Source organism: Fictibacillus sp. B-59209 (genome assembly GCF_036216745.1).
GTDB classification, from domain to species: Bacteria; Bacillota; Bacilli; order Bacillales; family Fictibacillaceae; genus Fictibacillus_C; species Fictibacillus_C marinisediminis.
Genome location: NZ_JARMMC010000007.1, coordinates 55,353 through 67,660, shown reverse-complemented (window position 1 = coordinate 67,660; position 12,308 = coordinate 55,353). Strand labels below are relative to the sequence as shown.

General features: G+C 47.4%; 15 protein-coding genes. 2 read left to right on the top strand and 13 right to left on the bottom strand.

The window, feature by feature from the left end:
- Positions 1-313: 313 nt before the first annotated feature.
- The gene (secG, locus tag P4361_RS05300) at positions 314-544 is read right to left on the bottom strand and encodes a preprotein translocase subunit SecG (protein WP_053357115.1); all 231 of its coding nucleotides are present in this window, start codon (positions 542-544) and stop codon (positions 314-316) included.
- Positions 545-692: 148 nt separating this feature from the next.
- Here secG and P4361_RS05295 point away from each other — a divergent pair, with 148 nt between their 5' ends.
- Entirely contained in the window at positions 693-1,340 is a 648-nt protein-coding gene (locus tag P4361_RS05295; RefSeq protein ID WP_328088506.1) for an ABC transporter ATP-binding protein, read from the top strand.
- A complete protein-coding gene (locus tag P4361_RS05290) occupies positions 1,330-2,109 on the top strand; it encodes an ABC transporter permease (RefSeq protein WP_053357113.1) in 780 nt (259 codons plus the stop codon). The genes P4361_RS05295 and P4361_RS05290 overlap by 11 nt, the downstream gene beginning before the upstream one ends.
- A 328-nt stretch (positions 2,110-2,437) precedes the next feature.
- On the opposite strand, the gene P4361_RS05285 is transcribed toward P4361_RS05290, so the two are convergent.
- From P4361_RS05285 to P4361_RS05230, 12 genes are all read right to left on the bottom strand, one after another.
- A complete protein-coding gene (locus tag P4361_RS05285; protein WP_328088505.1) occupies positions 2,438-3,157 on the bottom strand; it encodes an ATPase in 720 nt (239 codons plus the stop codon).
- Positions 3,141-3,641 (bottom strand): ECF transporter S component, encoded by a 501-nt coding sequence (locus P4361_RS05280; protein WP_062232644.1) that lies wholly within the window; start codon positions 3,639-3,641, stop codon positions 3,141-3,143. The genes P4361_RS05285 and P4361_RS05280 overlap by 17 nt, the downstream gene beginning before the upstream one ends.
- The gene (locus tag P4361_RS05275) at positions 3,631-4,215 is read right to left on the bottom strand and encodes a cob(I)yrinic acid a,c-diamide adenosyltransferase (RefSeq protein WP_328088504.1); all 585 of its coding nucleotides are present in this window, start codon (positions 4,213-4,215) and stop codon (positions 3,631-3,633) included. The genes P4361_RS05280 and P4361_RS05275 overlap by 11 nt, the downstream gene beginning before the upstream one ends.
- A 283-nt stretch (positions 4,216-4,498) precedes the next feature.
- Entirely contained in the window at positions 4,499-4,927 is a 429-nt protein-coding gene (locus P4361_RS05270; protein WP_328088503.1) for a bifunctional adenosylcobinamide kinase/adenosylcobinamide-phosphate guanylyltransferase, read from the bottom strand.
- Positions 4,852-5,514 (bottom strand): histidine phosphatase family protein, encoded by a 663-nt coding sequence (locus P4361_RS05265; protein WP_328088502.1) that lies wholly within the window; start codon positions 5,512-5,514, stop codon positions 4,852-4,854. The genes P4361_RS05270 and P4361_RS05265 overlap by 76 nt, the downstream gene beginning before the upstream one ends.
- Positions 5,466-6,278, bottom strand: coding sequence for an adenosylcobinamide-GDP ribazoletransferase (cobS, locus tag P4361_RS05260; RefSeq protein WP_328088501.1), 813 nt, complete (start codon positions 6,276-6,278; stop codon positions 5,466-5,468). The genes P4361_RS05265 and cobS overlap by 49 nt, the downstream gene beginning before the upstream one ends.
- Positions 6,247-6,849 carry a bifunctional adenosylcobinamide kinase/adenosylcobinamide-phosphate guanylyltransferase gene (locus P4361_RS05255; protein ID WP_091003014.1) on the bottom strand — a complete coding sequence of 201 codons (603 nt, stop codon included), beginning with the start codon at positions 6,847-6,849 and terminating at the stop codon, positions 6,247-6,249. The genes cobS and P4361_RS05255 overlap by 32 nt, the downstream gene beginning before the upstream one ends.
- Entirely contained in the window at positions 6,846-7,925 is a 1,080-nt protein-coding gene (gene cobD / locus P4361_RS05250) for a threonine-phosphate decarboxylase CobD (protein ID WP_328088500.1), read from the bottom strand. The genes P4361_RS05255 and cobD overlap by 4 nt, the downstream gene beginning before the upstream one ends.
- On the bottom strand, positions 7,900-8,859 hold the full coding sequence (gene cbiB / locus P4361_RS05245) for an adenosylcobinamide-phosphate synthase CbiB (RefSeq protein ID WP_328088499.1): 960 nt from the start codon (positions 8,857-8,859) through the stop codon (positions 7,900-7,902). The genes cobD and cbiB overlap by 26 nt, the downstream gene beginning before the upstream one ends.
- The gene (locus P4361_RS05240) at positions 8,856-10,322 is read right to left on the bottom strand and encodes a heme ABC transporter ATP-binding protein (protein WP_328088498.1); all 1,467 of its coding nucleotides are present in this window, start codon (positions 10,320-10,322) and stop codon (positions 8,856-8,858) included. The genes cbiB and P4361_RS05240 overlap by 4 nt, the downstream gene beginning before the upstream one ends.
- A complete protein-coding gene (locus tag P4361_RS05235) occupies positions 10,319-11,383 on the bottom strand; it encodes a FecCD family ABC transporter permease (protein ID WP_256224535.1) in 1,065 nt (354 codons plus the stop codon). Before P4361_RS05235 ends, P4361_RS05240 begins: the two co-directional genes overlap by 4 nt.
- Entirely contained in the window at positions 11,346-12,305 is a 960-nt protein-coding gene (locus P4361_RS05230) for an ABC transporter substrate-binding protein (protein WP_328088497.1), read from the bottom strand. The genes P4361_RS05235 and P4361_RS05230 overlap by 38 nt, the downstream gene beginning before the upstream one ends.
- Between the last annotated feature and the right edge of the window lie 3 nt (positions 12,306-12,308).

Below are 12,308 nucleotides of genomic sequence, written 5' to 3'. Positions count from 1 at the left end.
AAAAACTAAGTCTCTTTTTTCATTGACAAGTTGATTGGAGTGCAAGGGGCGAGACTCCTCGAAAATGAATTTCACATTTTCTTCGTGCGATATAACGCTGCCGAAGCCTTGTCCTGCGGGGGAAGCGGGACAGGTGAGACCCACAGGCGCCTGCGCCGAGAAAGTAGGCGCTGGCGCCGGTAAGGCTCACCGCCCGCCCCGCGGAAAGCGAGCATCCTGAAACGGAAATCAACCACTCCTTGAGCAACAAAGGTTACGAAAACTGCCAAAAATAAAAACAGCAAGTGAAAATTCACCTGCTGTTAAGGTATCATTAAATAAAATAAGCTACGGCAATCGCCAATAGAAAGAATAAAGCAGCTAAGATCACAGTCATTCTGCTTAGCACGGCTTCCATTCCGCGGGCTTTTTGCTTTCCGAATAATTGCTCCGCACCGCCCGTAATCGCTCCGGATAATCCTGCCGAACGGCCAGATTGAAGAACGACGACTACGATAAGGGCGATTGAAACGATCACCAATAAAATTGTTGCAGCTGTTTCCATTTGTCACACCTCCACGAACAACATTACACTTATCTTTAATGTACCATACGAGCTGTTCTCTAGGCAATGTGTTCAAGCTATTTTATCCATGATAGCATAAAGAGTTTTTGGGAATAGTTTCAAATAAGAACAGAGGAGGGCTGAGCCCATGTTTGAATTGATAGAAATCGTCTATAAAGATATTCTAGCTTTTCAGGAATTATCTATTGAAGAAGGCAAAGTAAGCATTATTACCGGTGAGAGCGGAAGCGGAAAGACTACCCTTTTAAAAATGCTGAACCACTTGATTTCACCGGATGGAGGAAACGTCCTGTACAAGGGAGAGGATCTGGCAGCCCTGAATCCTGTTCTTCATCGGAGAAATGTCGTCATGCTTCAGCAGATGCCTGCGATTTTTCCGGGAACGGTAAAAGATAACCTGACAGCAGGTCTTTCCTTTTCAGAGAAACCCCTGCCAGCAGATGCTGAACTAGAAGAATCCTTACATACGGTTTACCTAAAAAAACCATTGGAAACTAAAGCCGGAGACCTTTCTGGAGGAGAGAAGCAGCGCCTTGCTCTCGCACGTGTGCTCTTAATGGATGCGGAAGCCTATCTGCTCGATGAGCCTTCTTCTGCTTTGGATGACGAAACAGCGGATGATGTCATCTCTTCCTTTTTGCGTAAATCCAAGGAAAAACAAAAAACGGTCGTCATGGTTACCCACTCCAAACGAATTGCAGAGCATTATGCGGATGTAAATATTCAGCTGGAAAACATCAATCAAAAGAATAGGGGCGTGGAGCATGAAGGATAAGATTATTGATATCTCATTATGGCAGCTTCTTTCCGCTTACCTGTTCATTGTCATTTTAACAGTCATTGTAAAGTGGAGAGGAATAGCGAGGGAAAAAGAAATAGTGATCGGTACGCTGCGGATGACGATCCAGCTTGTGTTAGCCGGTTATGTTCTCACTTATTTGTTCAAGCATCCTCACCCTGCATTAACGGTGCTCATTCTCGTTCTTATGGAAGGTTTTGCGGTCTATAACGTCTTTAAACGAATAAAACACGAACTGTCTCCATCTTTGAAAAAGGTTGTCGCTCTCTCAATGACCATCGGAACTCTCATCAGTCTGTTGTTTTTCAATTATGTGGTCATCCAGTTCTCTCCGTGGTTTGAACCGAGATATGTGATACCTATTGCCGGAATGATCATCGGAAATGCGATGACAGGCGTAACGCTTGGAGTCAATCATTTAGTAGAAGGTATGGAGAAACAAAAACATATGGTGGAGGCGGCTCTTATGCTAGGTGCTTCCCCAAAGGCCGCCACTAAAGAACTTGTGGATCGGGCGTTTGATTCCGCTATTCTGCCAACCATCAACTCCATGGTCGGGATGGGAATCGTATTTCTGCCGGGAATGATGACCGGGCAGATTTTGTCCGGCATCTCTCCGATCACCGCGATCGAATACCAGATCGCCATCATGCTTGGCATCGCAGGCTCTGTTGCTTTCAGTGTCATTATCTTCGTCCAGTACGGCTACCGCACGTTTTTTAATGAACGGGCGCAATTGAAATAGGTTATATTTTCGGTGCGCTTGCGCCAATATGGTTCACCGTACGCCCCGCGAGAAGCGAGCATCCAGGAACGAAAATCAACCACTCTCGGTAAGCAACAAGGATTACGAAAGCAGCCGTGATTACTCCTGGACCGCATTCTTGTAAATAATCTTCATTGCTCAATTGATTGGAGTGGAAGGTGCGAGACTCCGGCGGGACGAGCGTGACAGGTGAAACCCGCAGGCGCAAGCGCCGAGGGGTCCAGCGCACGCCCCGCGAAAGTAGGCGTTTATGCCGGTAAAAGCGAGCAGCTTAAAACGGAAATCAACCGCTCCTATGTAAGTCTATTTACAATCCGTCTTCTGTAAGCTCGTAGAAATGCCTCCCGCAAAGCTTTTGGATGCTGGCAGAATACTCAGGCTCATAACTGATCAGCGCACATGTTGAAGGGCCTGCTGAATGTTCCATCGGCAGGCTGCATGTTAACCTTCTTGAACTGCTTGTTAAGATTTCCAGCTCGTGTGAGATGCCTTTCGAGCCGACCGGAAGAACTTCATAAATACCTTCTGTTTTTAGAAGAGTGCTGAAAAGGGTTAGGGGAAGAACTTCATTTTGGCGGGAAACGACCTCTTCCCCCACTAGCGGTACACCGATGACTGCATATTTTGCATGTGGAGGAGTACAGTTCAACCGAAGTGCCGCTTGATTTGCTTTGCCGATCATCGTAAAAGAAGAAGCAGACTGCAGCATCTTCATGTTGCTTTCCGTACTTCCCATAATCTCTACACTTTTTAAATCCAGCTCAGCAAACGTCTTTTCCACACCCCTTACAAGCTCCGTCCATGCTTCTTCCCCATTGAAAGAATGAATGAGAAAGGAAAACGGCACTGCTCCGGCCGCCATCACTTCCATAACACAGACTCGGGCACCGAAAGCCGCTACGATAGAATAAGGAACGTGCACTGTATCCAAAGGAAGGTTTCCAATCGCTCCTGAATTATCGGCTGCCATCACAATGTATTCATCTGAACCCAACTCCAATAACGTTACATCACGATTTGTTTTCATGATTTATCCTTACGTTTGATCGGTCAAAGACAGGCCTCAGCCTTGGAATGAGCAGGTGAGCTGCCACCCCGTTGAGCACTGCTGCCACAACTAATCCAGGGATAAAAGCAAGGACCGCCGCTTTTCCGAGTACCGGCCAAAAACAAAGCGGTGCCGCAATGCCGTTTCCTACAATAAAGACCAGGATGGCTGCCATCTTGAAATTCCGCCGATAGAGGATTCCAAAACAAAAGCTTAGCAGGCCCATCTGAACAGCGATGAGAAGATGAAGGGGCCCCAGCGGAAAACCAGATAGGCCGGCAGACATGAGATGCCCTATACAGCCAACAGCCATTCCTGCTAGAGGAGACATCAGTGCTCCGGCGGCCAGTGCCGGCATGGAATCAAAAGCCACACTCCCGACAATTGCTGGAATCTTAATAAAAGAACCGGCCACAGACAAGGAGAGGAAAGCGATAAATATGGTGAATTTTCTATTCAGCATCAGCTTTGCGTTTTCCTCCGCGGAAAACAATGGCACTCCGCTCGTATTCCACATCATTGACACCGGCACGGAAATTGATGACACGGGCGATGGCAAAAAAGTAATCAGATAGTCTGTTCACATACTTTAAAACAACCGGGTTGATCTCATTATCCTGCTTCAATTCAACGATTTCACGTTCTCCGCGCCTTGCCACCGTACGGCATACATGAATAGCAGACGAAGCTTCAGACCCGCCTGGCAAAATAAAACGCTCCAGCTCCGGCGCTTCTTTAATGTACTCGTCGATCCGCTCTTCCAAGAACGTGATCATATCCGCGTTCGCTTTATAAGGATAGTCCTTTTTCACTGAAGACAGATCTCCGCCGCAGTCAAAAAGCTCATGCTGAATCTTTACCAGTTCATTGCGGATGTCATCGAACTTGGCGTCCTGCAGCTTGGTAACCGCCAGGCCGACAAAACTGTTCAATTCATCCAGAGTACCGTAGGCTTTAACCCTGATATGGTTTTTATCGAGCCTTCCTCCAATCACACTTGTCTTCCCTTCATCTCCTGTACGCGTGTATAACTTCATCGTGATCATCTCCTTATTATTTTAAGGCTGTTTTCGTAACCTTTACTGCTCTTGGGAGTGGTTGATTTCCGTTTCAGGCTGCTCGCTTTCCGCGGGGCGTGCGGGGAGCCTTACCGGCGCCAGCGCCTACTTTACCGGCGCCAGCGCCTACTTTCTCGGCGCAGGCGCCTGCGGGTCTCACCTGTCCCGCTCCTCCCGCAGAGTCTCGCACCTTGCACTTCAATCAACTTGTCAAAGAAGGCTCTTTACAATAAGGTTCCCAAACAATCTTTTAGAAAAGAGCCTATTTTAAAGTCTGGGGCAGCCCATACCAGATGATATCGACTCTCTCAGCGGCCATGACTACATCCTGATAAAACCAGCCGGTCACATCCCGCCATAATCTATTTTCCTTTTCCATTGGAACAATTCCTTTACCGATGTCTGTTCCGATCAGAACAAGACATCGACCGGGTTCAGAAGCCTCCCAAGCCAGCCAGGTCTGAAGCTTCTTTTGAAGAGCTGCTCTTCCGCCGCTTTCGTTCTCCTCTAAAACCTTCTTCACAATCTGCTCCAATCCTTCAAGAACGACGCGTGAAGTTGTAAAATCATCCGTTTCCCAGCCAGCCTTCTCGTAGCCATTGAACCAGCCTTCATCTATCCTTGAGGCAGAATAGTGCTGCTGCACCCATTTGGCTTTTCCGTGAAAGGCGCCTCCTGTAACAAAGTGCATCGTTTTTTCAACCTCCCTTTGGTCTCATTCCAGTAAAGGGTGTATCCTTTGCCATGTGAGACCGGCCATGCCCACATTTCTCTTCGTTCCGGAGCAAACTCTGACAATAAATAACGGATTGGGCCTCCATGAGTAACAACGATTACATGGCCGCTCTCTTCCGCCGTCGGCCAAATCTCACGGTGCCAGGCACCGCGAACGCGATTTTCAAAGTCTTGATAGCTCTCTCCTCCTGGAGGACAGACTCCAATAGGATCATCAATCCAGTCCCGGTAACGTTGAATTCCGCAAAGATCGCCGTACGTTTTTCTTTCCCATTCCCCAAAATGCATCTCCCGAAGTGCAGGACTGATCTGCACCTTACTCTCCGGGAAAAGAACCTCAGCGGTCTCTACACATCGCATTCTATCACTTGCAAGGATAGCACCCGGCTCGGGATACCCTTTATTTCTATGTAATCTGTATAGCTCAATCCGCCCCTCTTCACATAAGGGAGGATCACAATACCCGATATATTTCTTTTGTTTATTTTCCTCCGTCAGACCGTGGCGAAGGAGAGTAACAGCCAGCCTCCGAACCATAGCCATGTTTCCATCCCTTCCGAAAGTGCGCCTAGTGTGTCTCCCGTAATCCCTCCAAACTGGCGGAGAAAGAACGTTTTACTTAAGAAAAATAAGGCTGAGCCTAAAAGGAACAAGCTCATAAACAGAAGAATCGCTCCTGTAAGGCATGCTCCAATCCCTGCCATCAGGAGATAGATCGCATAAAAAGCAAAGGCTCTGCCTGAAATGTTCTGCTTCATGGCAAAAGCCATACCTTCCTCCCTGGCAAGAGGAGCTGAAACCAGCAGGCTTCCCATGCCGGTTCGGCCGAAGAAAGGAATGAGCAGAAACAGCAGCCAAACGTGCTGCGGAACCATTTTCACTGTTTCATAGATAAAAAGAAACCGCCAGCTCAATAGAAAAAGAACAGACAATACACCGAATGCTCCAGTCCTGGGATCCTTCATGATCTGCAGCCTTTTTTCTTTATCGCCGTATGAGAAGTAGGCATCACTGCAATCCATCCACCCGTCGAGATGCAAACCGCCTGTCAAAACGATCGAGAAGCAGAACAGATAAAAGCTCGTCATCGACACCGGGATAACGTTTTGCTGCGCCAGGAAATGAGCCTGAACAGAAGCCAATCCACCGAGAAGCAGACCGACAGCTGGATACCAGTACACACTCCACCTGCTCGTTTCTTTTGTCCATGGAAACGAAGTGCGGATCGGCAATGCGGTTAAGAACTGAAGAGCCAGGCCAAAACCGTATAAGGCATTAAACCGGACAGGAGGTGCATTGTTTTTCATCTGCATCATACCCCTTCCTCAAAATGGGCATGCCCAGTTCAACCTGGTACACCCAATGCGCTTCAGAGACAATCTGCTGATGAAGCTCCCCCATCATCTTCATAAAATAGAAGGTCCCTTCATCAATAGAGGGCAAGTCCTGGAACACTTCGTTTGATACGACGATGAGTGCTGCGCTGCTTTTTTCAATCATTCTTAATCCATCCATGATCTTGCGGAATACTTCTGATCGGAACATTTCATTTCTCCACTGGTTGTTGTTTTCTTTCCAGCCGTCAAACAGCTCATTGCTGACAAGATTGGTCAAGCAGTCCAAGAGAATGACATCCTTTTTTTCATATTCATTTATCAGTTCATGAATGTTTCTTGGCTGTTCCCACGCCCTCCAGCTATACCCGCTGTTCAGACGACCCGCCTGGTGCCTGGCGATCCGCTCACTCATCTCCCCATCCTGATGTTCGTTCGTTGCAATATAGTGAAGCGGTTTATCATTCTTTCCATGATAAACGGCGGACATTTCGGCAAATGAGCTTTTCCCGCTTCTGACCCCTCCGGTAATAAAGATCATCATCTCGCTTTCCACCCTTCAAGTGCAGCCAATAAGCGGTCATTCTCCTCTGGAGTTCGAATGGCGAGGCGGATATAATGGCCGTCCAGCCCTCTAAAATTAAACGTATGCCTGACGATCATCCCTTTTATCATTAAATATTTAATGAGAGCAAGCTGAACATTTTCTTCTCCACTCTCCCTTAACAAGTAAAAGTTAACGGTAGAAGGAGAGGTTTCAAATCCAAGCTTGTCGAGGATCGGAAAAATCCGCTCTCGCTCAACTGCTGTTTTCATAACAATTTCATCTGCACATTCTTCTTGTTCCAAACAGAGTATACCTAGCTTTTGAGCAGGACCGTTCACACTCCAGGGAGGCTGAAATCTCCTTAATTTTCCGATCTGTTCTTTGGATGACATAGCATACCCTAACCGAAGTCCCGGCAAGTGAAACATCTTCGTCAATGACCGCAGGACGATCAGGTTGGAATACTTTTTCATCAATTGAACGGCGGATACGGGCTTTTCTAAAAAGTGAACAAACGCTTCATCCACGACGAGTGTAACATGGTGGCATTCGCACAAAGCAACGATAGCTTCCAAAGTGTTCAATTCCAATACTGTTCCTGTCGGATTGTTCGGGTTGCAAAGGAAACAAAGCTGTTTCCCGTGGAGTTTCTCATTCAGCTCTTGGAGATCCGGCTTCCAGCCTTTCTCTTTTCGGGTAACATAGAAGTCCACATTACAATCGTTCACCTCACATGCATCCTCGTATTCTGAGAAAGCAGGTGCTGCAATCAGTACGTTCGAGCCCCGATAGGCTTGAGCAATGAGAAAAATCAGTTCAGCAGCCCCGTTCCCTGCGAGGATCTGGTCTGCATTCAGCCCTTCTTTTTCAGACACGAATTGAACGAACAGCTCAGCAAAGGGATCGGGATACTGCAGAATATCTTCATAAAGGCTGGACCACATATCCTTCATTCTTCTTAGTGCAGGATACGGATTTACATTCACACTAAAATCAATGCTGTTTTCATCCAGGCTGATTTTCAAGGAATTGGCCAATAGCTGCGGATTAGCTCCATGATTGGGCAGCAACAATATACATCCCTCCCGCTGCGATTAAAACGATCGTAAACCACATGACAGCACGCTGCATGATGGCTATTGTTCTTTCTATATGTATAGCTTTCAGGCTGTAGGTCTGACGGCCGATGAACGGGCGATAGGAGACCTGGCCTTTATAATAATTCGTGCCTCCAAGCCGTATGCCGAGAATTCCCGCGACTGCCGCTTCACCCCATCCGCTGTTCGGGCTCGGATGGTTCCTTGCCTGTTCTTTCAGCCACGATAAGGTAAACCGTTTTTCCCCCGGCCCTCCTGCCATAAGAAGTGCAGTTAGCCGGGCTGGCACATAATTTAATAGATCATCAAGCCGGGCAGATGCCCAGCCGAAGTCTTTATATCTCTTATTCTTGTAGCCTACCATGGAATCACAGGTATTTACTGCCCGGTACAGCAAGGCAAGTGGTGCTCCTCCAATAAAAGCAAAGAAAAGCGGTGCGGTTACCCCGTCGCTCGTATTTTCGGCAACTGTTTCCACTGTCCCTCTTACAATCTCAGAATGCGGCAGATGTTCTGTATCTCTCCCGACAATCCAGCTTAATTTTTTTCGAGCCTCTTCCAGATCACCGCGAAGAAGGGGGGTATAGACAGATAATCCTGCTTCTTTAAGCCCTCTAGCTGCAATGGTTGTTGAGATGAGCACAGATTCTATGAATATCCCTAACACAAGGTGGATGGAATAAGCATACCGTACGATGATAAAAGTTAGCACTAGTGTAATAGAAAGAAGAATAAAAAGCATGATCAAACCCTTCAGCTTTTTCCAGCTTCCGCGGTTAAGTGCCTGGTCCATAAGAGAAATCATTTTGCCAAAACCTCTTACCGGATGCGGCAGCCAGCGAGGGTCTCCGATGAGCTGGTCGATGATCAAAGCGAGTATAAGGGATAATAAATGAAGAGCAATGATCATGTTTGCGCCATTCTCTTTCTATAGTTTTCGATCGCTTTTCCCACCGTCTGATAGACCGTATGGCCAATCGCTTTTCCAATCGGTGTAATCGTACCAGCGTACCTCATTCTTTCTCCTTCCTGGGTTGATGCGATGCAAAGGCTGTCCGTCGAAGTGCCTGTAGCAATCGTTCCAGTAATAGGATCTTTAATTCCATAGTCTCTGAGAGCGCTCGACTTTGCTTCTGTCGCTGTCATCATCGCCTGAACAAATGCCTCATCGGTTAGCTCTCCCTCAATAAAGAGCCAGATGTTAATCGTACCAATCGCCACAGTATCATACTTCCGCTGCCACGATTGTGCAGCATCTACCGCATTGGATGTTCCTGCTGTTGCTGCAGCAAGGATCTTGATTCCTTCTTTTCCTACGGATACCATACCTGCATCCTCAAGCCGTGCTGCTGTCATCATTCCAATGGTCTCGTTGGGGTTGACAGGAAGGGAGTGAAGATACGCTTCATATTCAGAATGTGCATCGTCATAATTGTAGTTTTTATCCACATGACGGTTAACAAACGTATTCGCCCAGCAGAACCCTCCGCCGATCAGGGCAGAAGACATCGTTTTTAAAAAATAGGGGCTTCGGAACACCATTGCTTCACTTGTGGTTTGAAGCTCAATATCTTCTATTTTCTTTTGTTCCTCACGTTCACCAGGCACAAGCGCGATCAGAGGCTTCGGCTTCTGCGGATGCTCCTGTCTGCTCAGCTTCGTATCATAAACACCTTCCAGCAGGATGCTGTCCATAATGTCACCAGGCTTTCCAACCGCCTTCTCCTTTCCGTCATCGAGAAGAAGAACCTGGTCACAGTACAGACTGGCAATATTCAAATCATGCAATATGGCAACAACCGACAACTGGCAGCCCTGCACCCAATCTTTCAGCAAGTCCATAAGCTTCATTTGATAGGAAAGATCAAGATGGTTTGTCGGTTCATCGAGCAGCAGAATCTCCGGTTCCTGCGCAAGCGCCTTAGCTAAAAGAACCCGCTGCCGTTCCCCGCCGCTTAGGGATTGAATACTTTTCTCCGCAAAATGCTGGACGCCTGTAAACTCCATGGATCGCTGGACCATCTCTTCATCCTTCGGCGACGATTGTTTCAGCAATCCTCTGTAAAAGGGATACCGGCCGAGCGCCACCACTTCGCGGACGGTAAAATCAAACGAGCTTTCCGCATGCTGAGGAAGAACGGCAATAATTTTTGCCAATTCTTTTGCAGAGTAGCTGCTGATCGGCTTTCCTTTTATAAGAACCTCACCTGATTGCGGGGAAAGCATTCCATTCATCATTTTCATGAGAGTGGTCTTCCCGCTCCCGTTTGGTCCGATGATGCCGGTTATTTTTCCTCTTTCAATGGAAAAAGAAAGATCTTTTACGACGGGCTTTCCGTCATATCCTCCAGTAAGCTGCTGGATCTGGATCATGTGGTCACCTTCTTTCGACGATAGCGAATAAAGATTAAGGCAAAGATCGGACTTCCGATAATCGCTGTCAAGACACCGATTGGCAGCTCCGTCGGCGCGATGATCGTTCGGGCGATGAGATCAACCAGAACGAGAAACACCCCGCCCAGAAGCGTGGACAGCGGCAGCAGATGGCGATGATCTACTCCCCATATCATGCGGGCCATGTGGGGGATGACAAGGCCGACAAACCCGATGGTGCCTGACACCGCTACTGCAGATCCCGTCAGAAGCGAGGCCCCGAACAGTACGAGTGACGTATGTTTTTTCACGTCAACACCAATGGTTTTTGCATCCTGCTGGCCAAAGGAAAGCGCATTTAATTCACGAGCACTTGCCAGAAGAATCAAAAGCCCCGCGGCCAAAAACGGAGCGATGAGCTGAACATACGGCCATCCTCTCATGGATACGCTGCCGAGCAGCCAGCCGATGATCTGCCTTAATTCATCACCGGTCAGAGCGATTAAAAGAGACGTTACAGCACCTATAAATGAGCTGCTTAAAATCCCTGCCAAAATAATCGTCTCAACAGACAGGCTGCGCTGCACAAGGCGAGCAAAATATATAACCCCAACAAGGGTAAGAAAGCCGGTAATGATGCTCACCACCGGAAGTGTAAAACTTCCCAGTATAGGCAGCTGAATGCCAAAGAACAGCACAGCCACAGCGCCCAAAGCAGAACCGGATGAAACACCCAGCGTATAAGGATCGGCCAGAGGATTTTTCAGCAGCCCCTGAAATGCCGTTCCCGCCAGCGCCAATGAGCAGCCGACAAGCATAGCGAGCACGACTCGCGGAAAGCGGATCTCCATGACGATATTAACAATCGAAGAATCAATGGATGCTGGTACGGGATAGTGGAAAAGCTTCGCTCCTAAAATCTGCACCACATGAAAAAGGGGGATAGGTATAGAACCTACCGATATCCCCAAGGCAACAGCTAAGCCCAACAGCAGAAACACTGCTGTATATGAAACGATGATTTTACTTTTTGTATACTTCCGGATAGATGGCTTTTGCAAGCTCCTCCACTCCTTCAATCAATCGCGGTCCCGGACGTGTCACCTTATCAGAGTGCACATCATAAATTTCTTTGTTTTTTACCGCAGGAACGTCCTTCCAGGCTTTACGGGCCATAATCTGTTCCACCGGCTTTTTGGAGTAATAGCCGTACGTTGTGACGATCGCGTCCGGTTTGTATTTGACAGGCTGCTCTTCAGATACCTTCGCCCATCCCTTCAATTCCCCTGCCGCATTTTTGGCATGAATGGCGTTCAGCATTTCATCAATGAATGTACCCTTGCCGGCAGTAAAAATCTCCGGAGCTGGAGCAACCTCAACCCAAACTTTTTTTTCTTTCTTTACTTGTTTTGCTTTTTCCTTGATCGCTGACAGATCATCCTTCATGGATTTTACAATCTTGTCACCTTGTTTTTGAGTGCCCGTTGCTTTAGCGATCATGTCGATGGACTTGTATGTATCCGTAAAGTTCTGCGCATCATTGATCACAACTACTTTGATGCCGGCATTCTTAAGCTGATCAATTCCCTGCTTGGAAGTATGCGCACTGGAGGCATGAGCAAGGACGAGATCAGGCTTTAAGCCAACAATCTTTTCCACGTTAAAATCCAATCCGCCGATTTTAGGCTTTTTCACAGCTGCTTCTGGATAGTTGTCAAAGTCAGAAACGCCGACAATTTCTTTATCCAAGCCAAGTGCAAATGCGACCTCTGTATTACTCGGTATGAGCGAGACGATTTTTTTGGGTTTCTTATCAATTTTTACATTCTCGTTCGCCGCATCTTTTATCGTTACGGGAAATTCACTCTTTACCTGATTGGCACCGTTTTCCTTTTTGTCTGTTGACTGATTTCCAGCCGAACAACCGGCAATGATGGCGATTACGAGTATCAGCATCATCGCAATTTGTGTAAACTTCTTCAATTC

Coding starts and splice junctions, on each gene's coding strand:
- cbiB (WP_328088499.1), bottom strand. CDS start 8,859: ATGATCATTGCTCTTCATTTATTATCCCTTATACTCGCTTTGATCATC.
- cobS (WP_328088501.1), bottom strand. CDS start 6,278: ATGAAAAACAATGCACCTCCTGTCCGGTTTAATGCCTTATACGGTTTT.
- P4361_RS05295 (WP_328088506.1), top strand. CDS start 693: ATGTTTGAATTGATAGAAATCGTCTATAAAGATATTCTAGCTTTTCAG.
- P4361_RS05290 (WP_053357113.1), top strand. CDS start 1,330: ATGAAGGATAAGATTATTGATATCTCATTATGGCAGCTTCTTTCCGCT.
- P4361_RS05280 (WP_062232644.1), bottom strand. CDS start 3,641: ATGCTGAATAGAAAATTCACCATATTTATCGCTTTCCTCTCCTTGTCT.
- secG (WP_053357115.1), bottom strand. CDS start 544: ATGGAAACAGCTGCAACAATTTTATTGGTGATCGTTTCAATCGCCCTT.
- P4361_RS05265 (WP_328088502.1), bottom strand. CDS start 5,514: ATGGCTATGGTTCGGAGGCTGGCTGTTACTCTCCTTCGCCACGGTCTG.
- P4361_RS05275 (WP_328088504.1), bottom strand. CDS start 4,215: ATGAAGTTATACACGCGTACAGGAGATGAAGGGAAGACAAGTGTGATT.
- P4361_RS05270 (WP_328088503.1), bottom strand. CDS start 4,927: ATGCACTTTGTTACAGGAGGCGCCTTTCACGGAAAAGCCAAATGGGTG.
- P4361_RS05285 (WP_328088505.1), bottom strand. CDS start 3,157: ATGAAAACAAATCGTGATGTAACGTTATTGGAGTTGGGTTCAGATGAA.
- P4361_RS05255 (WP_091003014.1), bottom strand. CDS start 6,849: ATGATGATCTTTATTACCGGAGGGGTCAGAAGCGGGAAAAGCTCATTT.
- P4361_RS05240 (WP_328088498.1), bottom strand. CDS start 10,322: ATGATCCAGATCCAGCAGCTTACTGGAGGATATGACGGAAAGCCCGTC.